The organism is Enterobacter sp. Res13-Sevr-PEC09-46 (genome assembly GCF_015672585.1).
Taxonomy (GTDB): Bacteria; Pseudomonadota; Gammaproteobacteria; order Enterobacterales; family Enterobacteriaceae; genus Enterobacter; species Enterobacter hormaechei_C.
This window is the reverse complement of record NZ_JADABR010000015.1, coordinates 92,407-119,268: the sequence shown is the minus strand read 5'-3', so window position 1 is coordinate 119,268 and position 26,862 is coordinate 92,407. Positions and strand designations below refer to the sequence as shown.

The 26,862-nt window shown below is 60.2% G+C and carries 26 protein-coding genes; 16 read left to right on the top strand and 10 right to left on the bottom strand.

Annotated elements, in window-relative coordinates:
• The first annotated feature begins 131 nt into the window (after positions 1 to 131).
• Genes IMQ56_RS08595 through IMQ56_RS08585 form a run of 3 tightly spaced genes read left to right on the top strand, consistent with a single transcriptional unit; the run spans position 132 to position 2,383 of the window.
• Positions 132 to 734: a non-oxidative hydroxyarylic acid decarboxylases subunit B gene (locus tag IMQ56_RS08595; RefSeq protein ID WP_017382811.1), complete on the top strand. Its 603-nt coding sequence runs from the start codon at positions 132 to 134 to the stop codon at positions 732 to 734.
• Positions 724 to 2,151, top strand: a complete 1,428-nt coding sequence (locus IMQ56_RS08590) for a non-oxidative hydroxyarylic acid decarboxylases subunit C (protein WP_196063850.1) — start codon at positions 724 to 726, stop codon at positions 2,149 to 2,151. The genes IMQ56_RS08595 and IMQ56_RS08590 overlap by 11 nt, the downstream gene beginning before the upstream one ends.
• Positions 2,152 to 2,161: 10 nt before the next feature.
• The gene (locus tag IMQ56_RS08585) at positions 2,162 to 2,383 is read left to right on the top strand and encodes a non-oxidative hydroxyarylic acid decarboxylases subunit D (protein ID WP_003862116.1); all 222 of its coding nucleotides are present in this window, start codon (positions 2,162 to 2,164) and stop codon (positions 2,381 to 2,383) included.
• Between the two features lie 140 nt (positions 2,384 to 2,523).
• Here IMQ56_RS08585 and mutS read toward each other — a convergent pair whose 3' ends face one another.
• Both mutS and IMQ56_RS08575 read right to left on the bottom strand, forming a co-directional pair.
• Positions 2,524 to 5,085 carry a DNA mismatch repair protein MutS gene (gene mutS / locus IMQ56_RS08580; RefSeq protein ID WP_017692766.1) on the bottom strand — a complete coding sequence of 854 codons (2,562 nt, stop codon included), beginning with the start codon at positions 5,083 to 5,085 and terminating at the stop codon, positions 2,524 to 2,526.
• Positions 5,086 to 5,198: 113 nt separating this feature from the next.
• Positions 5,199 to 5,429, bottom strand: coding sequence for a SymE family type I addiction module toxin (locus IMQ56_RS08575; protein ID WP_017692767.1), 231 nt, complete (start codon positions 5,427 to 5,429; stop codon positions 5,199 to 5,201).
• A gap of 175 nt (positions 5,430 to 5,604) precedes the next feature.
• Here IMQ56_RS08575 and IMQ56_RS08570 point away from each other — a divergent pair, with 175 nt between their 5' ends.
• Complete coding sequence (locus IMQ56_RS08570) at positions 5,605 to 5,949, top strand: nitrous oxide-stimulated promoter family protein (protein ID WP_022649174.1); 345 nt, start codon at positions 5,605 to 5,607, stop codon at positions 5,947 to 5,949.
• Positions 5,950 to 6,010: 61 nt separating this feature from the next.
• On the opposite strand, the gene flhA is transcribed toward IMQ56_RS08570, so the two are convergent.
• The 6 genes from flhA to hypA all read right to left on the bottom strand — a co-directional run bounded on the left by flhA (position 6,011) and on the right by hypA (position 11,758).
• Positions 6,011 to 8,083, bottom strand: coding sequence for a formate hydrogenlyase transcriptional activator FlhA (gene flhA, locus IMQ56_RS08565; RefSeq protein WP_032669319.1), 2,073 nt, complete (start codon positions 8,081 to 8,083; stop codon positions 6,011 to 6,013).
• A 62-nt stretch (positions 8,084 to 8,145) separates the two neighbouring features.
• Entirely contained in the window at positions 8,146 to 9,156 is a 1,011-nt protein-coding gene (gene hypE, locus IMQ56_RS08560; protein ID WP_023295335.1) for a hydrogenase expression/formation protein HypE, read from the bottom strand.
• A complete protein-coding gene (gene hypD / locus IMQ56_RS08555) occupies positions 9,153 to 10,274 on the bottom strand; it encodes a hydrogenase formation protein HypD (RefSeq protein WP_032671927.1) in 1,122 nt (373 codons plus the stop codon). Before hypD ends, hypE begins: the two co-directional genes overlap by 4 nt.
• Before the next feature lie 3 nt (positions 10,275 to 10,277).
• On the bottom strand, positions 10,278 to 10,550 hold the full coding sequence (locus tag IMQ56_RS08550; RefSeq protein ID WP_003862132.1) for a HypC/HybG/HupF family hydrogenase formation chaperone: 273 nt from the start codon (positions 10,548 to 10,550) through the stop codon (positions 10,278 to 10,280).
• On the bottom strand, positions 10,541 to 11,404 hold the full coding sequence (gene hypB / locus IMQ56_RS08545) for a hydrogenase nickel incorporation protein HypB (protein WP_063404456.1): 864 nt from the start codon (positions 11,402 to 11,404) through the stop codon (positions 10,541 to 10,543). The genes IMQ56_RS08550 and hypB overlap by 10 nt, the downstream gene beginning before the upstream one ends.
• A gap of 3 nt (positions 11,405 to 11,407) precedes the next feature.
• A complete protein-coding gene (gene hypA, locus IMQ56_RS08540; RefSeq protein ID WP_015571694.1) occupies positions 11,408 to 11,758 on the bottom strand; it encodes a hydrogenase maturation nickel metallochaperone HypA in 351 nt (116 codons plus the stop codon).
• Positions 11,759 to 11,968: 210 nt separating this feature from the next.
• On the opposite strand from hypA, the gene hycA reads away from it, so the two are divergent.
• The 9 genes from hycA (at position 11,969) to hycI (ending at position 19,749) form a co-directional block, all read left to right on the top strand.
• The gene (gene hycA / locus IMQ56_RS08535) at positions 11,969 to 12,433 is read left to right on the top strand and encodes a formate hydrogenlyase regulator HycA (protein WP_017382804.1); all 465 of its coding nucleotides are present in this window, start codon (positions 11,969 to 11,971) and stop codon (positions 12,431 to 12,433) included.
• Between the two features lie 72 nt (positions 12,434 to 12,505).
• Positions 12,506 to 13,114: a 4Fe-4S dicluster domain-containing protein gene (locus IMQ56_RS08530; protein WP_017382803.1), complete on the top strand. Its 609-nt coding sequence runs from the start codon at positions 12,506 to 12,508 to the stop codon at positions 13,112 to 13,114.
• Complete coding sequence (gene hycC, locus IMQ56_RS08525) at positions 13,111 to 14,925, top strand: formate hydrogenlyase subunit 3 (RefSeq protein WP_196063849.1); 1,815 nt, start codon at positions 13,111 to 13,113, stop codon at positions 14,923 to 14,925. Before IMQ56_RS08530 ends, hycC begins: the two co-directional genes overlap by 4 nt.
• 1 nt (position 14,926) lies before the next feature.
• Positions 14,927 to 15,850: a respiratory chain complex I subunit 1 family protein gene (locus IMQ56_RS08520; RefSeq protein ID WP_047054367.1), complete on the top strand. Its 924-nt coding sequence runs from the start codon at positions 14,927 to 14,929 to the stop codon at positions 15,848 to 15,850.
• A 15-nt stretch (positions 15,851 to 15,865) separates the two neighbouring features.
• A complete protein-coding gene (gene hycE / locus IMQ56_RS08515; protein ID WP_196063848.1) occupies positions 15,866 to 17,575 on the top strand; it encodes a formate hydrogenlyase subunit HycE in 1,710 nt (569 codons plus the stop codon).
• Positions 17,576 to 17,584: 9 nt separating this feature from the next.
• The gene (locus IMQ56_RS08510; protein ID WP_003862138.1) at positions 17,585 to 18,127 is read left to right on the top strand and encodes a formate hydrogenlyase complex iron-sulfur subunit; all 543 of its coding nucleotides are present in this window, start codon (positions 17,585 to 17,587) and stop codon (positions 18,125 to 18,127) included.
• Entirely contained in the window at positions 18,127 to 18,894 is a 768-nt protein-coding gene (locus tag IMQ56_RS08505) for an NADH-quinone oxidoreductase subunit B family protein (RefSeq protein ID WP_032669323.1), read from the top strand. Before IMQ56_RS08510 ends, IMQ56_RS08505 begins: the two co-directional genes overlap by 1 nt.
• The gene (locus IMQ56_RS08500; RefSeq protein ID WP_062938000.1) at positions 18,891 to 19,301 is read left to right on the top strand and encodes a formate hydrogenlyase maturation HycH family protein; all 411 of its coding nucleotides are present in this window, start codon (positions 18,891 to 18,893) and stop codon (positions 19,299 to 19,301) included. Before IMQ56_RS08505 ends, IMQ56_RS08500 begins: the two co-directional genes overlap by 4 nt.
• A complete protein-coding gene (hycI, locus tag IMQ56_RS08495; protein ID WP_047726648.1) occupies positions 19,294 to 19,749 on the top strand; it encodes a hydrogenase maturation peptidase HycI in 456 nt (151 codons plus the stop codon). Before IMQ56_RS08500 ends, hycI begins: the two co-directional genes overlap by 8 nt.
• 88 nt (positions 19,750 to 19,837) lie before the next feature.
• On the opposite strand, the gene IMQ56_RS08490 is transcribed toward hycI, so the two are convergent.
• Together IMQ56_RS08490 and ascF are read right to left on the bottom strand one after the other, a co-directional pair.
• Positions 19,838 to 21,262 (bottom strand): 6-phospho-beta-glucosidase, encoded by a 1,425-nt coding sequence (locus IMQ56_RS08490; protein WP_196063847.1) that lies wholly within the window; start codon positions 21,260 to 21,262, stop codon positions 19,838 to 19,840.
• 18 nt (positions 21,263 to 21,280) lie between these two features.
• Complete coding sequence (gene ascF, locus IMQ56_RS08485; protein ID WP_196063846.1) at positions 21,281 to 22,732, bottom strand: PTS cellobiose/arbutin/salicin transporter subunit IIBC; 1,452 nt, start codon at positions 22,730 to 22,732, stop codon at positions 21,281 to 21,283.
• 189 nt (positions 22,733 to 22,921) lie between these two features.
• Here ascF and IMQ56_RS08480 point away from each other — a divergent pair, with 189 nt between their 5' ends.
• The 3 genes from IMQ56_RS08480 (at position 22,922) to hypF (ending at position 26,861) form a co-directional block, all read left to right on the top strand.
• Positions 22,922 to 23,959 carry a LacI family DNA-binding transcriptional regulator gene (locus IMQ56_RS08480; protein ID WP_347340658.1) on the top strand — a complete coding sequence of 346 codons (1,038 nt, stop codon included), beginning with the start codon at positions 22,922 to 22,924 and terminating at the stop codon, positions 23,957 to 23,959.
• Positions 23,960 to 24,092: 133 nt separating this feature from the next.
• Positions 24,093 to 24,638 (top strand): electron transport protein HydN, encoded by a 546-nt coding sequence (hydN, locus tag IMQ56_RS08475; RefSeq protein WP_017382793.1) that lies wholly within the window; start codon positions 24,093 to 24,095, stop codon positions 24,636 to 24,638.
• Positions 24,639 to 24,644: 6 nt separating this feature from the next.
• Positions 24,645 to 26,861: a carbamoyltransferase HypF gene (gene hypF, locus IMQ56_RS08470; RefSeq protein ID WP_196063844.1), complete on the top strand. Its 2,217-nt coding sequence runs from the start codon at positions 24,645 to 24,647 to the stop codon at positions 26,859 to 26,861.
• The last annotated feature ends 1 nt before the right edge of the window (position 26,862 follow it).

Below are 26,862 nucleotides of genomic sequence, written 5' to 3'. Positions count from 1 at the left end.
TCGGGCTGAATTTTAACGCGAGAGTTTTTTAGCGATTAGTGTGATCGTATACGAACGATCTTGTCAGCAGCAGGATCAAGGCGTAGTTTAATTAATATGTTCGTACACGAACAAACTAATTGAGGTGCTGAATGAGATTGATTGTGGGAATGACGGGCGCAACGGGTGCGCCATTAGGCGTGGCGTTGTTGCTGGCGCTGCGGGAAATGCCGGAGGTGGAAACGCATCTGGTGATGTCGAAGTGGGCAAAAACCACGATTGAGCTGGAAACGCCCTTCACTGCGCATGACGTTGCTGCCCTGGCGGATGTCGTCCATAGCCCGGCCGATCAGGCTGCCACCATCTCCTCCGGCTCGTTTCGCACCGACGGCATGATCGTCATCCCGTGCAGCATGAAAACGCTGGCGGGTATCCGCGCGGGCTACGCCGAAGGGCTGGTAGGGCGTGCGGCAGACGTGGTGCTGAAAGAGGGACGCAAGCTGGTGCTGGTTCCCCGTGAGACGCCGCTCAGCACCATCCATCTCGAGAACATGCTTGCCCTTTCCCGCATGGGCGTGGCGATGGTGCCGCCTATGCCTGCGTACTACAACCACCCGCAAACCGCCGATGACATTACCCATCATATCGTGACCCGCGTTCTCGACCAGTTCGGTCTGGAGCATAAAAAAGCCCGACGCTGGGAAGGTTTGCAGGCAGCGAAACATTTTTCACAGGAGAATAAAGATGGCATTTGATGATTTGAGAAGCTTCTTGCAGGCGCTCGATGAGCAAGGGCAGCTGCTGAAAATTGAGGAAGAGGTAAACGCTGAACCGGATTTAGCGGCGGCCGCCAACGCTACCGGGCGCATTGGCGATGGCGCGCCTGCGCTGTGGTTCGATAATATTCGCGGTTTCACCGATGCCCGTGTGGTGATGAACACTATCGGCTCGTGGCAAAACCACGCTATTTCGATGGGGCTGCCGGCGAATACCCCGGTGAAAAAACAGATCGACGAGTTTATTCGTCGCTGGGACAAATTTCCCGTCGCGCCAGAGCGTCGTGCAAACCCGGCCTGGGCGCAGAACACGGTGGACGGGGAAGACATTAACCTGTTCGACATTCTGCCGCTGTTTCGCCTGAACGACGGTGACGGGGGCTTTTATCTCGATAAAGCATGCGTTGTCTCCCGCGATCCGCTCGACCCCGATCACTTCGGCAAGCAGAACGTCGGGATCTATCGTATGGAAGTGAAGGGCAAGCGTAAGCTCGGCCTGCAACCGGTGCCGATGCACGATATTGCGTTGCATCTGCATAAGGCAGAAGAGCGCGGCGAAGACCTGCCAATTGCCATTACGCTGGGTAACGATCCGATCATCACCCTGATGGGCGCCACGCCGCTGAAATACGATCAATCCGAGTATGAGATGGCCGGTGCGCTACGTGAAAGCCCGTATCCGATTGCGACGGCTCCGCTGACCGGTTTCGATGTGCCGTGGGGGTCGGAAGTGATCCTGGAAGGGGTGATTGAAGGCCGGAAACGTGAAATTGAAGGGCCCTTCGGTGAGTTTACCGGTCACTACTCCGGCGGGCGCAACATGACGGTTGTGCGTATCGACAAAGTTTCTTACCGCACTAAACCGATTTTCGAATCTCTCTACCTGGGCATGCCGTGGACCGAGATTGATTATCTGATGGGGCCCGCCACCTGCGTACCGCTCTATCAGCAGCTGAAGGCTGAATTCCCGGAAGTGCAGGCGGTAAACGGCATGTACACCCACGGTCTGCTGGCGATTATCTCCACTAAAAAGCGTTACGGCGGTTTTGCCCGTGCGGTCGGGCTCCGCGCCATGACCACGCCACACGGTCTGGGTTACGTGAAGATGGTGATTATGGTGGATGAAGATGTCGATCCGTTTAACCTGCCGCAGGTGATGTGGGCGCTGTCATCGAAGGTCAATCCGGCAGGCGATCTGGTGCAGCTACCGAATATGTCTGTGCTCGAGCTTGACCCCGGCTCCAGCCCGGCGGGGATCACTGACAAGCTGATCATTGATGCCACCACCCCTGTTGCCCCGGACAACCGTGGTCACTACAGCCAGCCGGTACAGGATCTCCCTGAAACCAAAGCCTGGGCCGAAAAACTGACCGCGATGCTGGCGGCACGTCAATAAGGAGGAAAAAATGATTTGTCCACGTTGTGCCGATGAACATATTGAAGTGATGGCAACATCACCGGTGAAAGGTGTCTGGACGGTATACCAGTGTCAGCACTGTCTTTATACCTGGCGCGATACCGAACCGCTGCGCCGTACCAGCCGCGAGCATTACCCGGAAGCGTTCCGCATGACGCAGAAGGATATTGATGAGGCGCCGCAGGTGCCGACGATCCCGCCGCTGCTGTAAAAAAAGCCCGGTGGCGGCTGCGCTTACCGGGCGATAATATTGTGCGGTCCTTTGCCCGGTGGCGCTACGCTTACCGGGCCTACGGGTTTTGTAGGCCGGGTAAGGCGAAGCCGCCACCCGGCAAAAAAGACCGCAGAGAACTAAACCAGACTCTTCAACCGATAAATCCACTCCAGCGCCTGTCGCGGCGTCAGGGAATCCGGGTCGAGATTTTCCAGCGCTTCCACGGCCGGAGAGGTCTCTTCCGGAACTGCCAGCAGTGACATCTGCGTACCATCTATCTGCGTCGCCGCCGCATTCGGTGACAAACTTTCCAGTTCACGCAGTTTCTGACGCGCGCGCTTGATCACCTCTTTCGGCACGCCCGCCAGCGCCGCGACGGCCAGGCCATAACTCTTGCTTGCCGCGCCGTCCTGCACCGTGTGCATAAAGGCGATGGTGTCGCCGTGCTCAAGCGCATCAAGGTGGACGTTAGCCACGCCTTCCATTTTCTCTGGCAGCTGTGTCAGTTCGAAATAGTGCGTTGCGAACAGCGTCAGCGCCTTGATTTTATTTGCCAGACTTTCCGCGCACGCCCAGGCCAGGGACAGGCCGTCATAGGTGGAGGTACCGCGTCCTACTTCGTCCATCAACACCAGACTGTTCTCTGTCGCGTTATGCAGAATGTTGGCGGTTTCGGTCATCTCGACCATAAAGGTAGAGCGACCGCTCGCCAGATCGTCCGCCGCACCCACACGGGTGAAGATACGGTCGATAGGGCCAATCTCAACCTTCTGCGCCGGAACGTAGCTGCCGATGTAGGCGAGCAGCGCGATAAGGGCTGTCTGGCGCATATAGGTGCTTTTACCGCCCATGTTGGGGCCGGTAATGATCAGCATTCTTCGCTGCGGTGACAGGTTCAACGGGTTGGCAATAAACGGTTCGTTCAGCACCTGCTCAACCACCGGGTGGCGGCCTTCGGTAATGCGAATGCCGGGTTTGTCAGTAAAGGTCGGACAGGTGTAGTTCAGCGTATCGGCGCGCTCGGCCAGGTTTACCAGGACATCCAGCTCGGCCAGCGCAGCGGCGCTCAGTTGCAGGTCAGCCAGGTGCGGCATCAGGATGTCGAACAGCTCGTCATACAGCTGTTTCTCCAGCGCCAGCGCTTTACCTTTCGACGTGAGCACTTTGTCTTCGTACTCTTTCAGCTCGGGAATAATGTAGCGCTCGGCATTTTTCAGCGTCTGGCGGCGAACGTAGTGAATAGGTGCCAGGTGGCTCTGCCCACGGCTGATCTGGATATAGTAACCGTGTACCGCGTTGTAGCCGACTTTCAGGGTGTCGAGCCCCAGACGTTCACGCTCGCGGATTTCCAGCTTATCCAGATAATCCGTCGCGCCATCGGCCAGCGCACGCCATTCGTCCAGCTCTTCGTTATAACCTGGAGCAATAACCCCGCCATCCCGCACCAGAACAGGCGGCGCATCAATGATGGCGCGTTCCAGCAGTTCGCGAAGCTCGGTAAATTCGCCCATGGTTTCGCGCAGCTTCTGCACTGGCGCGCTGTCGATCTCTCCCAGCTGAGCACGCAGTTCCGGCAACTGCTGGAACGCGTGACGCATACGGGCAAGATCGCGTGGACGCGCGGTGCGCAGTGCCAGGCGCGCCAGGATACGCTCAAGATCACCCACCTGACGCAGCACCGGCTGCAAGTCGGTGTAACGATCCTGCAATGCGGCAATGGTTTGCTGGCGGCCGATCAGCGTGTCGGTATTGCGGATCGGCATATGCAGCCAGCGTTTGAGCATACGGCTGCCCATGGGGGTAACCGTGCTGTCGAGAACCGACGCCAGCGTATTTTCCATGCCGCCAGCGAGGTTCTGAGTGATCTCCAGGTTGCGGCGCGTGGCGGCATCCATGATGATGCTGTCCTGCTGACGCTCCATGGTAATGGAACGGATATGGGGCAGGGCGGTACGCTGCGTATCCTTAACGTACTGCAACAGGCAGCCTGCGGCACACAGCCCGCGCGGGGCGTTTTCTACGCCAAAGCCAATCAAATCGCGCGTGCCAAATTGCAGGTTCAGCTGCTGGCGCGCGGTATCAATTTCGAACTCCCACAGTGGACGACGACGCAGGCCGCGGCGACCTTCAATCAGCGCCGTCTCGGCGAAATCCTCTGCATAAAGCAGTTCTGCCGGATTGGTGCGCTGTAGTTCAGCCGCCATGGTTTCACGGTCAGCCGGTTCACTCAGGCGAAAACGACCGGAGCTGATATCCAGCGTGGCGTAGCCAAACCCTTTACCGTCCTGCCAGATCGCCGCCAGCAGGTTATCCTGGCGCTCCTGAAGCAGGGCCTCATCGCTGATGGTTCCCGGCGTCACGATGCGTACGACCTTGCGCTCAACGGGGCCTTTCGACGTGGCCGGGTCGCCAATTTGTTCGCAGATAGCGACAGACTCACCCTGGTTCACCAGCTTCGCCAGATAGTTTTCAACCGCGTGATGCGGGATACCTGCCATCGGGATGGGCTCGCCTGCCGACGCGCCACGTTTCGTCAGGGAAATGTCGAGCAGCTGAGACGCACGTTTCGCATCGTCATAAAAAAGCTCGTAAAAATCGCCCATACGGTAAAACAGCAAAATTTCCGGATGCTGTGCTTTCAGCTTCAGGTACTGCTGCATCATTGGCGTATGCGCGTCGAAATTGTCGATTGTGCTCATGGAGTTATGATATCCATTTCTTTGAAAATATTACGCTTTGAGCGGCTCAATGGCCGATTGTTCCTTCTATTGTCGCATGAAAAAAAGGTGCGGCGCAGAAAAAAGTCACGACTTTACGAGGCATCTTCCACCATTAATTCAATGATGATTTTCCCGTGCTCGACGCCCACCCGAACCTGCGAGTTGGTGGTAAATCCCGCTTGCTCAAGCCAGTCGCCTTTCAGGCTCAGCGCTGCGTGTACGCTGTAGCGTTTTGGAATTTTCGTTTTACGGTCTTCATGACGTTTTCTGAAGTAACCCACTTTCAAGTGACGATAGGGTTTGGCGATCGCGATCTCTTGCATAAGCTCTCCGGTGAATGCGGTCAAAGGTGGTTATTTATGCCTGTATAAAATACCAGTAAAACGCAGCGGGGGGCGGGGTAATTCTGGAAGGGCGCTTCAGAAAATGGAATGCAATGACTGAAAATGTGCGGATAAAAGGGTATTATAAATGCACTTTATTGTTGAGGACGACGTTATGTCCGGTAAACGTATTTCACGAGAAAAAAAGACGATCGCCAGAATGATCGCCCTGTACGAAAACAGGTGTCCGCACGCCATAAAAGAAGAGGGGCACTATTCGGCGCTCAAGGCTTATGCCGATAAGCGGCTGGATAAATGCGTGTTTGGTGAGGAAAAACCTGCCTGCAAACAGTGCCCTGTGCACTGTTATCAGCCCGCCCGACGGGAAGAGATGAAGCAGGTGATGCGCTGGGCAGGGCCACGTATGTTATGGCGCCATCCGATTCTGACCATCCGTCATCTGATCGACGATCGCCGTCCGGTTCCGGAATTACCCGAAAAGTATCGGCCCAAAAAATAACCGGCTCCGCGCCGCAGTGGGCGACAAATTACGCGCAGGGCGACGTCGCCGGAATGACGGGTTAATTCAGGCTCTCTTTATCGATTCCCAGACGCTTCATGCGCGAGAGCAGGGTGGTACGCTTCAGCCCCAGCCGTTGCGCCGCACCTTTCGGTCCGGCTACCACGCCGTTGGTCTCCTTCAGCACTCGCATAATGAGCTGATATTCATCTTCTCCCTCTTTCGCAAGCTCGGTTGCGGTCACGGTCGTTTCAGAGAGAGTAACCTCTGGCAGGGAGAGCTGGAGCACGTTCCCGCGAGTCAGCAGGACCGCGCGCTCAATGACGTTTTCCAGCTCGCGCACGTTCCCCGGCCACTCCATCGCCGAGAGTGTGCGTAGCGTTTCGGCAGGAATACTGTCGATATTTCGCCCCATCCGGCGGGCAATCTTCGCGGTAAAGGCTTTCACCAGCAGCGGAATATCTTCCGGGCGCTCGCGCAGCGGCGGCAGGCAGATCGGGAAGACGTTCAGGCGATAGTAAAGATCGCTGCGAAACTCGCGGTCGGCGACCATTTTTTTCAGATCGCGATTGGTGGCGGCAATCAGACGCACGTCGGTCTGGATCAGCTTGTTGCTGCCGAGGCGCTCGAACTCCTGCTCCTGCAAAACGCGCAGCAGCTTGGGCTGAAGCTCCAGCGGCATATCGCCCACTTCGTCGAGGAACAACGAGCTTTTATCCGCCAGTTCAAAACGGCCCAGCCGCTGGCTGCTGGCGCCGGTAAAGGCGCCGCGCTCGTGGCCGAACAGGTCGCTTTCCAGTAAGCCCGCAGGCATCGCCGCGCAGTTCATCTTCACCATCCGGCGGCTATTGCGGTTGCTCAGGTTGTGGATCGCCCGGGCAATCAGCTCTTTCCCGGTACCGGTTTCACCGAGGATCAGCACCGTGCTGTCGCTCTGCGCCACCATTTCCACCTGCTTAAGGACGCTGTACATGGCATCGCTGCGCCCGATGATTTCGCCAAACTCGCTGTCCACGTTGTTGAGCTGCTCGGTCAGCGCCAGGTTTTCGTCCACCAGCCGCTCCTTCAGGCGATGGATCTCCTGATAGGCGAGGGCGTTATCCAGCGCAATGGAGATACGCTCGGCGATCTGGCGCAGCAGCTTCAGGTTAGCGGTGGTAAATACGGCTTCATCGCACTGCGCCAGTTTAAGCACGCCGAGCATGGTGTTGCCGGACATCAGCGGCAGCAGGCACAGGGTCTGGATCTTGTTGCCCCAGGTGTTGAACAACATCCGCTCGTAGGGGGCTACCGGATCCTGTTCATTGAGATTGAGCAGCAGGATCTCTTTGCTTTTAAATACCCGCTCGGACAGCGTTCCCGCTTCGTCCACTTCGCTCTGCTCGTGCGCCGGGTTGGCTTCATCAAGGTAGTGGGTGGAGTAGATGTTCAGCTTGCCTTTCCGGTTGCCGCGTAGCGCAATGCTGATGGCATCGATTTTAAAATAGTGATGGATCTCTTTTGACACTTCGCTGACCAACTCATCCATGTCCAGGCGGGAGAGCACGGCGTTGGTGATGGCAACCAGAATGCGGAAGTTATCGCGCTCGCGGCTCAGCAGGTCGTAATCCACGTTATTGGTGACGCGGCTTTGGATCTGCTCCGCGACAACGGCCACAATCTGGGTAAAGGTGTGCAGGCGTTCGTACTCCGCCTCGCTCCAGGGCTGGTCGGTATCGCGGATAAACTCGCAGCCGCCAAAAATTTGCCCTTCCACCGCCAGCGGCAGCATGCTGTAGTGGCCGAACGGGTGGTAAAGATTGCTCTCTGCCAGCTTCGGCCAGGCCTGGCGAAACTGGTCAAAATTGCAGTGCAGCGCTTCCGGGCGGGAGAGGATACGCCGCACCGGGCCGTGGGCCAGAAACGTTTCATCTTCATATTCGAAGATTTTGCCGTTATCACGCGTTGAGAAATAGCTCGCGCGGTGGGTTGCGCTATGCCAGAGCACAATGGCGGCGCTGTCCGCCAGCGCTGATTGCCTGACCAGCCGCGTCAGGGCATCGCTCAGCGCGCCGAGATCGGGCTGTTGTAAAAGTGTGCGCGTGATGTCAAACAGGCCCTGCTGTCCAAGATCACTCATCGGTGTATACGGCATTGTTGCTTTCCAATAGAAACTGGCAAAAAGAGAAATTCAGCGCTGACCGCTTTTGGCGCGGTCTAGCAAATTCGGGGTAACGGTTCAGCGTGCGGCAGATCCAGCGTGCGCTTCACGCCGTAAAGCCCGGTCAGGCGCACCCCTTTGCGCTCAACCACGTCGCCGATGATGGCCGCGTCTTTCCCTAAAGGATGTGCGCGCAGCTGTGCAAGTACGGCTTCCGCCGCCGCGCGTTCCACGCCGATCACCAGCTTGCCCTCATTGGCAAAGTTAAGCGGGTCTAGACCTAGTAGCTCGCACAGCCCGCGCACGGCGGGCTTAACGGGCAGGCCGCGCTCGGTCAGCTCAATCCCGCAGCCGCAGCTTGCCGCGAACTCGTGCACGACGGCATTCACGCCGCCCCGCGTGGCGTCGCGCAGGGCTTTTACGCCCGGCATGTCGCGCAGCGTCTGGATCAGCGGCGTGAGTACCGCGCAGTCACTGCGCAGCTCGCCATCCAGCCCCAGGCCTTCGCGCAGGTTCAGGATGGTTGCCCCGTGGCAGCCCAGCGTGCCGCTGACAATCAGCACGTCGCCTGCGCAAAGCTGCTGCGCGCTCCAGTGAATGTCGGCAGGGATCGCCCCCATCCCGGCGGTGTTGATGAAGAGCTTATCCGCCGCGCCGCGCTGTACCACCTTGGTATCCCCGGTGACGATGGCGATTCCCGCCTCGCGGGCGGTGTGCGCCATGCTGTTGACCACCGCCGTGAGCGTCTCCATTGGTAACCCTTCTTCGAGGATAAACCCGCAGGAGAGGTAGCGGGGGATCGCGCCGCTGACGGCGACGTCGTTTGCCGTGCCGCAGACGGCGAGCTTGCCGATATCGCCTCCCGGGAAGAACAGCGGGTCAATCACGTAGCTGTCGGTAGAGAACGCCAGCCTGTCACCGTGGGCGGTCAGGGCCGCGAGGTCAATACGCGCCTGATCTTCCTGCTCGGCGAGCCAGGGGTTATTAAAGGCTTCCATAAACAGCCGGTTAATCAGCTGCTGCATCGCCTGTCCACCGCTTCCGTGCGCCATTTCCACCGTGTTCATGCTTCACACTCCTGGTTGCGATAGTGATACCACGCGGCGCATGCCCCTTCGGAAGAGACCATCAGCGCGCCAAACGCGGTTTGCGGGTTACAGGCGTTGCCAAATAACGGGCAGTGATGAGGTTTGCATTTGCCGGTGAGTACGTCGCCACAGCGGGCGCGGGGATCGTCGCACACCTGCTGCGGCTGCGGGCGGAAATGCGCTTCGGCGTCGAAGGCGCGATACGTGGGCGTCAGGTGCACGCCGGATTCGGCAATCAGCCCCAGTCCGCGCCACTCGCTGTCGCCTTCGACGCTAAACACGTCGGCTATGGCCTGCTGTGCCCGTCTGTTACCTGCATCGGGCACCACGCGACGATACTGATTTTCCACCGCACTCAGGGCCGCTATTTTCTGCTCAACCAGCATGGTCACGCCTTGCAGTAGATCAAGTGGCTCGAAACCAGCCACCACTAACGGACGATTGTACTGTTCAGCGATAAAACCGTAGGCTTCTGTGCCGATCACCATGCTGACGTGGCCCGGCGCCAGAAACGCGTCGATACCGTTATCCGGCGCTTCAAGCAGGCTGCGCAGCGTGGGAATAAGCGTGATGTGCTGGCAGAAAAAGTAAAAGTTAGTGACGTTGCGGGCTTTCGCCTGCTGGAGGGTAATGGCGGTGGCGGGCATGGTGGTTTCAAAACCCAGCCCGAAAAAGACGACCTTACGCTCAGGATTAGCCATCGCCAGCGTCAGGGCATCCATCGGTGAGTAGACGATCCGCACGTCTGCGCCGCGCGCCTTCGCCTGGAGCAGCGAGCCATTTTTTCCCGGTACACGCATGGCGTCGCCAAAGGTGCAAAAAATCACACCGGGGCGGCTGGCGATGTCGATACAGCTGTCGATGCGCCCCATCGGCAGCACGCACACCGGGCAGCCGGGGCCGTGGATAAACTCGATGTTCTCCGGCAGCAGCTGGTCGAGGCCAAATTTAAAGATGGCGTGGGTGTGTCCGCCGCACACCTCCATGATCCGCAGCGGTTTTTCTTTCGTGTAGTCCAGCAGCGAGGCGCGGGTCTTCAGGCGATCGATAAGCTGCAACACCTGCTCAGGCGCGCGATATTCATCAACGTAACGCATGTGTTAACGTTCCTCCCCATACAACAGGGCGCCCACGTCCGGTTCGACGTCAAACATATTCTGTAGCGCATCCAGCGTGTCGCGGGCTTCTTCCTCATTAATCACGCTCATGGCAAAACCCACGTGGACCAGCACCCACTGGCCGAGACGCGATGCGCCGGTCTCATCGTGGCTGCCTACCAGCGTCAGGTCGACATCGCGCAGGATGCCGCAGACCTCCACTTTGGCCTGATTGCCGTCGATGGAATGAATTTGTCCGGGGACGCCTATGCACATCGTTCGTTCTCCAGCCAGTTCAGCCAGGCGTCCATCCCGTCGCCGCGCGTGGCGGAAACCAGCAGGATCTCAATGTCCGGGTTCACTTCCCGGGCGTAAGCCAGGCACTTATCCACGTCGAAATTCAGGTACGGCAGCAGGTCGACCTTGTTCAGCAGCATGACGGAGGCGGCGGCAAACATATGCGGATATTTAAGCGGCTTGTCTTCCCCTTCGGTCACGGAGAGCACCGCCACTTTATGTCGCTCGCCGAGGTCGAAGCTTGCCGGGCAGACCAGGTTGCCGACGTTTTCAATAAACAGGATACCGTTATCCGCCAGCGGCAGGCGCGGGGCGGCGTCGGCAATCATCTGCGCGTCCAGGTGGCACCCTTTCCCGGTGTTGACCTGAATCGCAGGCGTACCGGTTTCGCGGATGCGCGCCGCGTCGTTTACCGTTTGCTGGTCGCCTTCGATCACGGCGCAGGAGACGCGTTTATTCAGCCGTTTGAGGGTTTCGGTCAGCAGCGTGGTTTTACCGGAGCCGGGGCTGGAGACCAGGTTCAGCACCAGCTGTTCGCGCGCGGCAAAGCGGGCGCGATTGCGGGCGGCGAGCTGGTTATTCTTGTCCAGCACGTTGATCTCCACCTCCAGCATCTGGCGCTGGCTGATGCCCGGCGCATGCGTACCCGCTTCGCCGTGGCCGTAATGCAGGTCGCCCGCGTCGGAACGCTGCGGGGCAAAGGTGATGCCGGTCAGGGCCGCCGCGGGACGCGGGGCAGGAGAAAAGGGCGCGGAGCGAAACGCGGAGTGGGGACGGTGTTCATCCCCTTCTATATACAGGTTGCCTTCAGCGCAACCGCAGGTACTACACATACATTACTCCTTCTCGATTTCGAGGCGTTGGATCTGCATACCGTCATCCGCCACGATGCGCAGCCCGCTGCTCTGGCACTGCGGACAGCGCTGTACCTTCGATGACAGCAGCGTGACGTACTGCTGACACTGCTCGCACCAGCACTCCGCCTGCTGCTCGTCGATATGCAGCTCGCACCCTTCCGCCAGCGTGCCGCGGCACACCAGCTCAAAACAGAAGGTGAGGGCGCTGGTCTCGACGCAGGAAAACGCCCCGACCTTCAGCCAGACGCCGGTGACGCGTTTCGCGTGGTTTTGCACTGCCTGCTGTTCGATAAGTTCCAGTGCCCGCTGGCAGAGGGTGATTTCGTGCATGACGCCTCCTTAATGAATTGCCCCTTCAATGCAATAACGGTGCCAGCTTGATTTGCGTTACGGCATGACGATGTCAACGCTGTCGAAATGACACGTCGACACCGCGGCGGTGACAGTGCGCATCTCTTTAAAATCCATTTAAATCAATAAATTAAAAACTGGCACGAAATCTGCTTAACAGCCGCTAACTCCATTAACCGGATACCTTTTATGACTATTTGGGAAATTAGCGAAAAAGCGGATTACATCGCGCAACGTCATCAGCAGCTCCAGGAGCAATGGCACCTGTACTGCAATTCACTGATCCAGGGGATCACGCTGTCGAAGGCCCATCTGCATCACGCCATGAGCTGTGCGGCGCAGGGGGATATGCGTTTTGTCCTGTTCGGTCACTTTACGATTTACGTCACCCTGGCGGAGACCTTCAACAGCCACACGATTGAGTACTACGTCGAGACGAAAGAGGGCGACAGGCACTGCATCGCCCGGGCGCAGCTGATGGCGGACGGCATGGTGGACGGTCACGTCAGCAACCGCGATCGCCAGCAGGTGCTGGAGCACTATCTGGAGAAAATCGCGCCGGTTTATAACGGCCTCTACGCCGCCGTTGAGCATGACAGGCCAGTCAACCTGAAACAGCTGATCGACGGAAAATCCTCCGCGAACGTGGCCTGAAAAGCGAGTGTCGAGAAGTGTCGATAAGACAGTTTTTTTCGTCAAAAATGACCATCACCAGAGGATGACCCGGTGAACCGTTTTGTAATTGCTGACTCGACGGTCTGTATTGGCTGTCGGACCTGTGAGGCGGCGTGCTCAGAAACGCACCGCCTGCACGGGCTACAGTCCATGCCGCGCCTGCGCGTCATGCGTAATGAGAAAGAGTCTGCCCCGCAGCTCTGTCACCACTGTGAAGACGCCCCGTGCGCGGGCGTCTGTCCTGTCAATGCCATCACCCGCGTTGACGGCGCGGTACAGCTGAACGAAAGCCTGTGCGTGAGCTGCAAGCTGTGCGGCATCGCCTGTCCGTTCGGCGCCATTGAGTTTTCCGGCAGCCGTCCGCTGCATATTCCGGCGAATGCTAATACTGCGAAAGCGCCGCCTGCGCCACCGGCTCCGGCACGCGTGAGTACGCTGCTGGACTGGGTGCCGGGCATTCGCGCCGTTGCGGTGAAGTGCGATCTGTGCAGCTTCGATGAGCAGGGTCCGGCCTGCGTGCGGACCTGCCCGACCCGGGCGCTGGTCCTGGTCAACATCCGCGACATCGCTCGCACCAGCAAACGCAAGCGCGAGCTGACCATCAATACCGACGTCGGCGATCTTTCGCTGCTGCGGGCGCTTAACGAGGGGGCGAAATGAACGCGATAGTTATGATGACCAGCGGTGTGGCCTGGTTTGCCGCCGCCGCTGTCCTGGCGCTGCTCCTCTCCTTCCATAAAACGCTGAGCGGGGTGATCGCCGGTATCGGTGGGGCGGTCGGCAGCCTGATGACGCTGGCGGCGGGCGGGGTTGTCCTGATCGACGGCCAGTCCGTCGACACCCTCATCCCGCTGATTCACCACGCCGTTGAGCTTACGCCGCTGAACGCCATCTGGCTGATAACCTTTGGCCTGTGCGGGCTGTTTATCAGCCTGTTTAATGTCGACTGGCACCGACATCAGCACACCAAAGCCAACGGCCTGCTGGTTAACCTGTTGATGGCCGCCGCGGTCTGTACCGTTATCGCCAGCAACCTCGGCGCGCTGGTGGTGATGGCAGAAATCATGGCCCTGTGCGGCGTGTTCCTGACCGGATGCAGCGCCTCCGGCAAGCTGTGGTTTGCGCTCGGACGTCTCGGTACGCTGCTGCTGGCGCTGGCCTGCTGGCTGGTGTGGCAGCGTTTCGGCACGCTGGATTTTGCCGCGCTTAACGGTCAGCCGCTGGGCAACGACGTCTGGCTGTTGGGCGTAGTCGGTTTTGGCCTGCTGGCCGGGATTATCCCGCTGCACGGCTGGGTGCCGCAGGCGCATGCCAATGCCTCAGCCCCGGCCGCTGCGCTGTTCTCCACCGTGGTGATGAAGGTCGGTCTGTTCGGCATCCTGATGATAACCCTGACGGGCGGTCAGCCGCCGCTGTGGTGGGGCGTGGCGCTGCTGATTGCGGGGATGATCACCGCGTTCGTCGGCGGGCTGTACGCGCTGATGGAGCACAACATCCAGCGTCTGCTGGCGTACCACACCCTGGAGAACATCGGGATTATCCTGCTCGGCATGGGCGCGGGCGTCACCGGGCTGGCGCTCAACCAGCCGGCGCTGATTGCCGCCGGGTTTATTGGCGGTCTGTATCACCTTATCAACCACAGTCTGTTTAAAAGCACCCTGTTCCTCGGTGCGGGCAGCGTCTGGTTCCGCACCGGGCACCGCGATATTGAAAAGCTCGGCGGGATTGGCAATAAAATGCCCGTCATTTCGCTGGCGATGCTGGTCGGGCTGATGGCGATGGCTGCGCTGCCGCCGCTGAACGGCTTTGCCGGCGAGTGGGTGATTTATCAGTCCTTCTTCGCCCTCGGCCAGAGCGAGGCGTTTATCGGGCGTTTACTCGGCCCGCTGCTGGCGGTGGGCCTGGCGATCACCGGCGCGCTGGCGGTGATGTGTATGGCGAAGGTTTACGGAGTCACCTTCCTGGGCGCACCGCGTACGCGTGAGGCTGAGAACGCCTGCTGCGCACCGCTACTGATGGGCGTAAGCGTGGTCGCACTGGCGCTGTGCTGCATCGCGGGCGGCGTCGCCGCGCCGTGGTTGCTGCCGCTGCTGGGCCACGCCATTCCGCTGCCGCTGGTCACGGCGCATACCGTCGTTTCCCAGCCGATGATGGCGCTGCTGCTGATTGCCGCGCCGCTCCTGCCGTTCGTGCTGATGCTGTTCTTCAGACGCGACCGTCTCGCCTCCCGCTCGCGCGGCGCGGCGTGGGCCTGCGGCTACGAACACGAGCAGTCGATGGTCATCACCGCCCACGGTTTCGCCATGCCGGTGAAGGAGAACTTTGCCGCCGTGCTGAAGCTGCGCCACTGGCTGAACCCGGTGGGCTGGGTGCCGGGCTGGCAGGGTGCCGCCGTGCCCGTACTGTTCCGCCGCCTGGCGCTGATCGAGCTGGCGGTGCTGGTGGTGATTGTCATTTCACGAGGAGCCTGACATGAGTCTGTTACTGGCAATTCTTCAGGCGCTGGTGCTGTTCGCCGCCGCGCCGCTGCTGTCGGGCATCACGCGCGTGGCGCGCGCCCGGCTGCACAATCGTCGCGGACCTGGCGTGCTCCAGGAGTACCGCGATCTCTTCAAACTGCTCTCCCGTCAGAGCGTCGCGCCGGATGCCGCGGGCTGGGTGTTCCGCCTGACGCCGTTTGTGATGGTGGGCGTGATGCTGACCATCGCCACCGCGCTGCCGGTGGTGACGGTGGCTTCGCCGCTGCCGGTGCTGGGCGATCTGATTACGCTGATCTACCTCTTCGCCATCGCGCGTTTCTTCTTTGCGATTGCGGGTCTGGATACCGGCAGCCCGTTTACGGGGATCGGCGCCAGCCGCGAAGCGATGCTCGGCGTGCTGGTTGAGCCAATTCTGCTGCTGGGGCTGTGGGTCGCCGCGCAGGTTGCAGGCTCGACCCACATCAGTTTTATCACCGACACCGTTTACCACTGGCCGGTTTCACGTTCGCTCCCGCTGGTGCTGGCGCTCTGCGCCTGCGCGTTCGCCACCTTTATCGAGATGGGCAAGCTGCCGTTCGATCTCGCGGAAGCGGAGCAGGAATTACAGGAGGGGCCGCTCACCGAATACAGCGGCTACGGCTTTGCGGTGCTGAAGTGGGGCATCAGCCTCAAGCAGCTGGTGGTGTTGCAGATGTTCGTCGGCGTTTTCTTCCCGTGGGGGCAGATGACGCACTTCTCTGCGGGCGGCCTTCTGCTGGCCGTGGTGGTGGCTGCGCTCAAGCTGCTTATCGGCGTGCTGGTGATTGCCCTGTTTGAAAACAGCATGGCGCGCCTGCGTTTTGTCGAAACGTCACGCATCACCTGGGCCGGTTTTGGTTTTGCATTTTTAGCGTTCGTCTCCTTGCTGGTGGCGTGATTAAAGAGAGTGTTTATGTCTGAAGAAAAGAAAGGTCAGCAGTATCTCGCCGCATTGCATCAGGCTTTCCCGGGCGTGGTGCTGGAGGAGTCCTGGCAAACCAAAGACCAGATCACCGTCACCATTAAGGTGAACTATCTGCCGGAAGTGGTGGAGTTTCTCTACTACCAGCAGGGCGGCTGGCTGTCGGTGCTGTTCGGCAACGACGAGCGTCAGCTGTGCGGCAACTATGCGGTGTACTACGTGATGTCGATGGAGCAGGGCGAGAAGTGCTGGATCACCGTGCGCGTAGAGGTCGATCCGGCTAAACCGGAATACCCCTCCGTCACGCCGCGCGTGCCTGCCGCCGTCTGGGGCGAGCGCGAAGTGCGTGACACGTATGGTCTGGTGCCGGTTGGCCTGCCTGACGAGCGTCGCCTGGTGCTGCCGGACGACTGGCCGGATGAACTCTATCCGCTGCGCAAGGACAGCATGGACTACCGCCAGCGCCCGGCCCCGACCACCGACAGCGAAACCTACGAGTTCATCAACGAGCTGGGCAGCAAGAAGAATAACGTGGTGCCGATTGGCCCGCTGCACGTTACCTCCGACGAACCGGGCCACTTCCGCCTGTTCGTCGACGGCGAGAACATTATCGACGCCGACTACCGCCTGTTCTACGTCCACCGCGGCATGGAGAAGCTGGCGGAGACCCGCATGGGCTACAACGAAGTCACGTTCCTCTCTGACCGCGTGTGCGGCATCTGCGGCTTTGCCCACAGCACCGCCTACACCACCTCTGTGGAAAACGGCATGGGGATCGTGGTGCCGGAACGCGCGCAGATGATCCGCGCCATTCTGCTGGAGGTGGAGCGCCTGCACTCGCACCTGCTCAACCTCGGCCTGGCCTGCCACTTCGTCGGCTTTGACTCCGGGTTTATGCAGTTCTTCCGTGTGCGCGAGGCGTCGATGAAGATGGCGGAGATCCTTACCGGGGCGCGTAAAACCTACGGCCTGAACCTGATCGGCGGGATCCGCCGCGACCTGCTGAAAGACGACATGATCCAGACCCGCCAGCTGGCGCAGCAGATGCGGCGGGACGTGCAGGAGCTGGTGGACATGCTGCTCAGCACGCCAAACATTGAGCAGCGCACCGTCGGGATTGGTCGTCTTGACCCGGAAATCGCCCGCGACTTCAGTAACGTTGGTCCGATGGTGCGCGCCAGCGGCCACGCCCGCGATACCCGCGCCGATCACCCGTTCGTCGGCTACGGCCTGCTGCCGATGACCGTGCACAGCGAGCAGGGCTGCGACGTCATCTCCCGTCTGAAGGTGCGCATCAACGAGGTATTCACCGCGCTGAACATGATCGACTACGGCCTCGATAATCTGCCGGGCGGCCCGCTGATGGTGGAAGGCTTCACCTACATTCCAAACCGCTTTGCCCTCGGCTTTGCCGAAGCGCCGCGCGGGGACGACATCCACTGGAGCATGACCGGCGACAACCAGAAGCTCTACCGCTGGCGCTGCCGTGCGGCGACCTACGCCAACTGGCCAACCCTGCGCTACATGCTGCGCGGTAACACCGTCTCTGACGCGCCGCTGATCATCGGCAGCCTCGACCCGTGCTACTCCTGCACCGACCGCATGACCGTCGTGGACGTGCGCAAGAAGAAAAGCCAGGTGGTGCCGTACAAAGAGCTTGAGCGCTACAGCATCGAGCGTAAGAACTCGCCGCTGAAATAAGGATTCGCCATGTTTACCTTCATCAAAAAAGTGATCAAAACCGGCGCGCAGACCAGCAGTTATCCGCTGGAGCCGATCCCGGTGGATAAAAACTTTCGCGGCAAGCCGGAGCACAACCCGCAGCAGTGCATCGGCTGCGCGGCCTGCGTCAACGCCTGCCCGTCGAATGCCTTAACGGTGGAAACGGATCTCAAAACCGGCGAGCTGGCATGGCAGTTTAACCTCGGGCGCTGCATCTTCTGCGGCCGCTGCGAGGAGGTCTGCCCGACGGTCGCCATTCGCCTGTCTCAGGAGTACGAGCTGGCGGTGTGGAAAAAAGAGGACTTCCTCCAGCAGTCGCGCTTTGCGCTGTGCAACTGCCGCGTCTGCAAGCGTCCGTTCGCCGTGCAAAAAGAGATCGACTACGCCATCGCGCTGCTGAAGCACAACGGCGACGTCCGCGCGGAGCATCACCGTGAAAGCTTCGAAACCTGTCCGGAGTGCAAGCGTCAGAAATGCCTGCTGCCGTCTGACCGCATCGATTTAACCCGCCATATGAGAGAGGCCAGCTGATGGAAAACCTACTGGGCCCGCGCGATGCTAACGGCATTCCTGTGCCGATGACGGTGGACGAATCCATCGCCAGCATGAAGGCGTCGCTGCTGAAAAAAATCAAACGCTCGGCCTACGTCTACCGCGTGGACTGCGGCGGCTGCAACGGCTGCGAGATTGAGATCTTCGCCACGCTGTCACCGCTGTTTGACGCCGAGCGCTTCGGCATCAAAGTGGTGCCGTCTCCGCGCCATGCGGACATTCTGCTGTTTACCGGGGCCGTCACCCGCGCCATGCGATCCCCCGCGCTGCGCGCCTGGCAGTCCGCGCCGGACCCGAAAATCTGCATCTCGTACGGTGCCTGCGGCAACAGCGGCGGCATCTTCCACGACCTGTACTGCGTCTGGGGCGGCACCGACAAAATCGTGCCGGTGGACGTCTACATTCCGGGCTGCCCGCCGACGCCCGCCGCGACGCTGTACGGTTTTGCCATGGCGCTCGGCCTGCTGGAGCAGAAAATCCACGCCCGCGAGCCGGGCGAGCTGGACAACCAGCCAGCCACTATCCTGCACCCGGATATGGTGCAGCCGCTGCGGGTGAAGATCGACCGCACGGCGCGCAGGCTGGCGGGCTACCGCTACGGACGCCAGATTGCCGACGATTATCTGCGCCTGCTGAGCCAGGGCGACCATCAGGTGGCGCGCTGGCTGGAGGCGGAAAACGATCCGCGACTCAATGAGATCGTGGCGAACCTGAACAGCATCGTGGATGAGGCGCGTATCCGATGAGTGAAACGGTGGTGTTCAGCCAGCTGAGCCGTAAGTTTATTGATGAGAACGATGCCACGCCGGCTGCGGCGCAGCAGGTGGTCTATTACAGCCTGGCGATTGGGCATCACCTCGGGGTGATCGACTGCCTGGAGGCGGCGCTGAGCTGCCCGTGGGCCGATTACCTGGCGTGGATCGCCACGCTGGAGGAGGGCAGCACGGCGCGGCGCAAGATGGAGGGCGTGCCGAAATACGGCGAGATCGTCATCGATGCCAACCACATTGCGATGCTCGCCAACGCCTTTGACGCGGCGCTGAGCAGGCAAACCCCCGAGCAGCAGGCGTGGAGCAAAACGCTGCTTAGCATGCTGCACGATATTCATCAGGAGAGTGCCATCTACCTGATGGTGAGGAGATTACGTGACTGACGTTTTACTGTGTGTCGGCAACAGCATGATGGGCGACGACGGCGCGGGTCCGCTGCTGGCGGAACTGTGCGCCGCAAACCCGCCGGGCAGCTGGGTGGTGATTGACGGCGGCAGCGCGCCGGAAAACGACGTGGTGGCCATTCGCGAGCTGCGCCCGGACAGACTGTTAATCGTTGATGCCACCGATATGGGGCTCAACCCCGGTGAGATCCGCCTGATTGACCCGGACGACATCGCCGAAATGTTTATGATGACCACCCACAACATGCCTCTCAACTATCTGGTGGATCAGATTAAAGACGACGTGGGCGAGGTGCTGTTTCTGGGCATTCAGCCGGACATCGTCGGGTTTTATTATCCGATGACGCCGCCGGTGAAAGAGGCGGTGGACGTGGTGTATTCACGGCTTACCGGGTGGGTTGGGGATGGAGGATTTCCTCAGCTCTGAGCAGTGCCGGGTGGCGCCTTCGCCTTACCCTGCCTACCAAACCCATCTCCCTCTCCCTGTGGGAGAGGGCTGGGGTGAGGGCAACAGGCTACGCCAGATCCCCCCCGTTACTCGCAATCACCTTCTTATACCACCAGAATGATTTCTTGCGCTTGCGGTCCAGCGTGCCGTTGCCGGCGTCGTCCCGGTCGACGTACACAAACCCGTAGCGCTTGCTCATTTCCCCCGTTGAGGCCGATACCAGGTCAATACAGCCCCAGGTGGTGTAGCCCAGCAGCGGGACGCCGTCCTCAATCGCATCAGCCATCGCGCGAATATGCTCGCGCAGGTAGCTGATTCGGTAGTCGTCGTTGATCTCGCCGTTTTCATCAATGACGTCCTTCGCTCCAAGGCCGTTTTCCACCAGGAACAGCGGCTTCTGGTAGCGGTCGTACATCATGTTCATGGTGATGCGCAGGCCGAGCGGGTCGATGCCCCAGCCCCACTCGCTCACCTGAATGTGTGGGTTACGCAGGGACTTCACGATGTTCGCCGCGCTGGTGTTGCCCGCGTTCATGTCCGCCGACGCGCAGCGCGAGGCGTAATAGCTGAACGAGACAAAGTCGACGGTGTTTTTCAGCAGTTCATCGTCGCCCGGGTCTTTCACAATCACCACGCCTTTCTCGCGGAACACGCGGGCGGAGTAGGCCGGATAGCTGCCGCGCGCCTGCACGTCGATAAAGAACAGGTTCTCGCGGTCTTTCTCCAGCGCCATCCACACGTCTTCCGGCTTGCAGGAGTACGGGTAGAAATTGCCGCCCGCCAGCATGCAGCCAACCTGGTTTTCCGGGTTCACCTCGTGGGCGATTTTGGTCGCCAGCGCGCTCGCCACCAGCTCGTGGTGCACGGCCTGGTATTTCACCTGGTCTTCGTTTTCACCTTCTTCAAATACCAGCCCCGCGCCGGAGAACGGGCTGTGAAGCATGATGTTGATTTCGTTGAAGGTCAGCCAGTATTTCACCAGCCCGTTAAACGCTTCAAAGCAGGTGCGGGCGTAGCGGGCGAAGAAATCCACCATTTTGCGGTTGCGCCAGGAGCCGTACTCCGTCACCAGGTGCATCGGCACGTCGAAGTGGCAGAGCGTGACCAGCGGCTCGATGTTGTACTTTTTGCACTCCTCGAACACCGCGCGGTAGAAGGCAATGCCTTCCTGATTCGGCAGCGGTTCGTCGCCGTTCGGGTAGAGGCGGCTCCAGGCAATCGAGGTGCGGAACACCGTAAAGCCCATCTCCGCCATCAGGGCGATGTCTTCTTTGTAGCGATGGTAAAAATCAATCGCCTCGTGGCTCGGGTAGAATTCGTCGTCCCGCAACGAAAACCGTTTTTCCTTGCCGACTTTTACCGCCAGACGGTTTGCGCCGTGGGGGATCATATCGACCGTCGTCAGTCCTTTGCCGCCTTCACGGTAAGCCCCTTCACTCTGGTTGGCGGCAAGCGCGCCGCCCCATAAAAATCCTTGTGGAAAAACAGACATTCTTACCTCGCTTTCAGTTTATGCTTCTGCTGCTTTGTTCTGTACCGGTGCGGTTTGCAGGGCGCGTGCTTTTTCGGCTTCGTCTTCTACCGGGATATCCTCAAACCCTAACAGCAGGGTCAGCACAAACGACAGCACCACCGCCAGACCCATCACGCCAAACACCCAGACGATGGTCATCGGGTTGGCCGGGTCGAAGAACTGCACGCTGGTGAACAGCCCCGGCGCCGCCATCGAGTGGCTGGCAAGACCGGCCATGCCCGCCACCGCGCCGCAGATAAAACCGCTGATCAGGATCGCAATCAGCGGACGCTTCAGGCGTACCGCCACGCCGTACAGGGCCGGTTCAGAGATCCCCGCCATGATGGCGGAGGCCGCCGCGGCCAGCGCCGTCTGGCGCAGTTCCGGGTTTTTGGTTTTCCACGCCACCGCCAGCGACGAACCGCCGAGCGACAGGTTGGCGCCGATTTCCGACGGCATCACCATCCCTTCTTTGCCCGTTTCGGCAATGGTCTGGATGATGGTCGGCGTAAACACGCGGTGCATCCCGGTCATCACCAGCAGCGGCCACAGCGCGCCCATAATGGCAACGGAGAGCCAGCCCAGATAGCCGTGAATGGTGTAGACCAGCGCGGAGATGGCGCTGCCGATCCAGATCCCGAGCGGGCCAATCAGTACGATGGCGAGCGGGGCGGCAATCAGCACGATCAGCATCGGCTTGAGGAAGTTTTTGGTCACCGCCGGGGTAATGCGATCCACCCAGCGTTCGATGTATGACAGGCACCAGGTCATCACCAGGGCGGGGATCACCGTGTAGGTGTATTTCACCGCCGTCACCGGAATGAAGGCGAACTCAACGTGCTCGCCCTGCGCGGCTTTCGCCATCAGCTCGATAAAGCTCGGGTGAACCAGAACGCCCGCGATGGCGATTGCCAGCGACATGTTGGTTTGGAACTTCACCGCCGCGGACGCCGCCACCATCAGCGGCAGGAAGAAGAACGCGCCATCGCCGATAACGGTCAGGATCGTCAGCGTCGGGTCGCCTTTGCCCAGCACGCCGGTCATCTCAAGGATCATCGCCAGCAGCTTGACCATCGACCCGCCGATGATCGCCGGGATCAGCGGAGACATGGTGCCGATCAGCGCATCAAGGATCCCGGCGCCAATGCGGCGCAGCGTGAGCTTCTGTGGACCTTCCGCTACGGCAGGTTGCAGGTTAGCGGGCAGCAGGCTCACCACTTCACGGTATGCCTGGGACACGGTGTTGCCGATGATCACCTGACACTGGTTGTCGTTGCGCACCACGCCGAGCACGCCGCTGATGCTTTTCAGGCGTGCGGCGTCGGTGAGACTTTCGTCTTTCAGGACGAAGCGCAGTCGTGTCATGCAGTGGGTGACGGCGACGATGTTCTCTTTACCGCCCAGCGCGCTGACAACGTCGTTTGCCAGCGCAGCGTAATTTTTTGCCATCGGATGTGATCCTGTTATCGTTGTGTGAAATGTAGGAAACCGGTTTCACATAATCATCATGAGTTTCTTTTAATGAAACAAGACTACTTTTTATGCATTTTTTCGTTTCGTGATGACGATCACTCGTGGCCGTAAAAAGCGTGATAACGCCGCTGCGACAATTTTTCTGCGGTGCAGTACACTGCGCCCATCAGGTTCAGACGGAATAATAATATGACCACGATGCTGGAAGTGGCGAAGCGGGCAGGCGTATCAAAAGCGACGGTCTCCCGGGTACTGTCGGGGAACGGTTACGTCAGCCAGGAGACGAAAGACCGCGTGTTTCAGGCCATCGAAGAGAGCGGGTATCGCCCCAATCTGCTGGCGCGAAACCTGGCGACCAAACGCACCCAGACTCTGGGGCTGGTGGTGACGAACACCCTGTACCATGGGGTCTACTTTAGCGAGCTGCTGTTTAACGCCGCGCGGATGACGGAAGAGAAGGGGCGTCAGCTGATCCTGGCGGACGGCAAGCACAGCGCCGAAGAGGAGCGCGAGGCGATCCAGTACCTGCTCGACATGCGCTGCGACGCGGTAATCATCTATCCGCGTTTTCTGAGCGTGGAAGCGCTGGACGAGATCATTGAGAAATGCGAGCAGCCGATCATGGTGCTCAACCGCCGTTTGCGGAAAAACAGCAGTCACAGCGTCTGGTCCGATCATAAAGCGTCGTGTCAGGACGCAGTATCGCAGCTGATTGCGAAAGGCCACCGGGAGATTGCGTTTATCACCGGTTCGCTGGATTCCCCCACCGGGGTGGAGCGTCTTTCCGGCTACAAGGACGCGCTGGCGCAGCACGGGATTGCAGTTCGCGACGCGCTGATCGCCGAAGGGAAGTGGAACCCGGCCAGCGGCGCGGCGGCGGTCTCTCAGTTGCTCACCCGCGGCGAAACGTTTACCGCGCTGGTGGCGAGTAACGACGACATGGCGATTGGCGCCATCAGGCAGCTGCACGAGAGCGGCGTCGCCACGCCGGGCGCAGTGTCCGTCATCGGCTTTGACGATGTGGCAATCGCGCCCTATATCGTGCCGTCCCTCTCCAGCGTGCGTATTCCAGTAACGGAGATGATTCAGGAGACCATCAGCCGTATGATTTTCATGCTCGACGGCGGTGAGTTTAAGCCTCAGCAAACCTTCTCCGGCGAGCTTATCCTGCGCGACTCCGTCATTGACGGCCTGCATCGCTGACGTCGACATCTGTCATCGTCACTAATGACGATGACAGATCCTTCTCTTTTAAATTTCCCTATAAAATCAATGCATTAAATATTGGCACGGTTTATGAATAGCTTCGCGCATAACAGTAATGCCGGAGAAGCAGATGAACCGTTTTATTATGGCCGATGCCAGCAAATGCATTGGTTGCCGTACCTGTGAAGTGGCGTGCGTGGTGTCCCATCAGGCAGAGCAGGATTGCGCCTCTCTCACCCCTGATACCTTCCTGCCGCGCATCCACGTCATTAAAGGCGTGAATATTTCTACCGCCGCTATCTGTCGCCAGTGCGAAGATGCGCCGTGCGCCAACGTCTGTCCGAACGGGGCGATTAAGCGCGAGAAAGGCTTCGTGCATGTGATGCAGGAGCGCTGCATCGGGTGCAAAACCTGTGTGGTGGCGTGTCCGTATGGCGCGATGGAGGTGGTGGTTCGCCCGGTGGTGCGCAACAGCGGTATCGGGCTGAGCGTGCGCGCGGAGAAAGCCGAAGCCAATAAATGTGACCTCTGCTACCACCGCGACGCCGGTCCGGCGTGTATGGAAGCCTGTCCGACACATGCGCTGGTCTGCGTCGATCGCGACAAGCTCGAACAGATGAGCGCCGAAAAACGCCGCCGCGCGGCGTTCGACACTTCGTCATCGCTGCTGTTTTAAATTGCGATGAGCGTTAACGGCGTACAGCTTCGGGTACGCGGCAAGGTGCAGGGGGTAGGATTTCGTCCTTTCGTCTGGCAGCTTGCGCAGCAGCTGGGGCTGGCAGGCGACGTCTGCAACGACGGAGAGGGTGTCCTGGTGCGTCTCGCGGGCAGTGGGGGTGACTTTACCGCGAGACTGCGCCAGGACTGCCCACCGCTGGCGCGCATCGATCGCGTTGAAACACAGCCGTTCAGCTGGACGACGCTGCCGGACGAGTTTGTCATCCGCCACAGCGAGAGCGGGGCGATGGACACGCAAATCGTCCCGGATGCCGCCACCTGTCCCGCATGCCTGGCGGAGATGCGCGATCCCCGCGAACGTCGCTACCGCTACCCCTTTATCAACTGCACCCACTGCGGGCCGCGGTTTACCATTATCCGCGCCATGCCCTATGACCGCCCGGCCACGTCAATGGCGCCATTCCCGCTCTGTGTGCCCTGTGAAACGGAGTACCGCAACCCGGCTGACCGGCGTTTTCACGCCCAGCCGGTGGCCTGCCCGGACTGTGGACCGCAGCTGGAGTGGCGAGCCGGAGACACTATTGCCACCCGCGAATCGGCGTTAAGCGCGGCGGTGGCGATGCTGAAAGGCGGCGGGATTGTGGCGGTGAAAGGGCTGGGGGGTTTTCACCTGGTCTGCGACGCGCTTAACCCGCAGGCGATTCGGAAATTACGGGCACGCAAGCAGCGCCCGACCAGGCCGCTGGCGGTGATGATCCCGCATGCGGACGATCTGCCGGAGGCCATCCAGACGCTGTTACGTTCACCCGCTGCGCCGATTGTGCTGACGCCAAAAGCCTGCCTTCCTGCGTTTCCTGAGGAGATTGCGCCGGGGCTGAATACGGTTGGCGTGATGCTGCCTGCGAACCCGCTCCAGCATTTGCTGATGCTGGACTGCCAGCGCCCGCTGGTGATGACCTCCGGCAACCTCAGCGGCCATCCACCCGCCATAAGCAACCAGCAGGCGCTGGAAGAACTCAGTGACATCGCTGACGGCTTCCTGCTGCACAACCGCGACATCCTGCAACGGATGGATGATTCAGTGATGGACCAGGAGGGCACGATGCTGCGTCGCGCACGCGGTTTTGTGCCGGATGCCATCACATTGCCCGCCGGATTCCGCGACATTCCGCCCATGTTATGCACCGGCGCGGAGATGAAAAACACCTTCTGCCTGGTGCGTGGCAACCAGGCGGTACTGAGCCAGCATTTTGGCGATCTGAGCGACGAGGGGGTAGAGGCGCAGTGGCGCAGTGCGCTCTCGACGATGCAGGACATCTACGCCTTTCAGCCTGAGCGCGTGGTGTGCGATGCCCATCCGGGATATCACGCCCGACAGTGGGCCCGGACGCAGGCGCTGCCCGTTGAGACCGTGCTGCATCATCATGCGCATGCGGCAGCGTGTCTGGCGGAGAATGGCTGGCCGCTCGACGGCGGGGATGTTATTGCCCTGACGCTGGACGGGATCGGCATGGGCGAGAACGGCGCGCTGTGGGGCGGCGAGTGCCTGCGGGTGAACTATCGCGACTGCGAACGGCTGGGCGGTCTGCCAGCCGTTGCGCTGCCGGGGGGCGATCTGGCGGCAAAACAGCCGTGGCGCAATTTGCTCGCCCACTGTCTGGCGTTCGTACCTGACTGGCAGCAGTACCCGGAAACAGAGGTGGTACAGCGTCAAAACTGGCCGCTGCTGGCAACGGCTGTGTCGCGCGGTATCAATGCGCCGCGGGCCTCCTCCTGTGGTCGTCTGTTCGACGCCGTGGCCTGTGCGCTGGGCATTGAAACGCAACGCTATGAGGGCGAAGCCGCGTGCCGGCTGGAGGCGCTGGCCGAACGCTGCGCAGGGGTTGATCATCCCGTGACGCTCCAGACGGATAACCTTGCGCTGTTCTGGCAACAGTGGCTTACCTGGCGGGCGGAACCCGGCGAGCGTGCCTGGGCTTTTCACGATGCGCTGGCAAAAGGGCTGAGCGAACTGGCGGCAACGCATGCCCGCCGACGGTCGCTCACGACGGTGTGTTTCAGCGGCGGCGTCCTTCACAACCGCCTGCTGCGCGCGCGCCTTCGTCATTACCTTTCTGATTTCACGCTTCTTTTTCCTTCGCGCCTGCCCGCAGGCGACGGAGCGATCTCCTTCGGGCAGGCGGTGGTTGCTGCCGCCCGATCATGTTCACAAGGGATTTAAA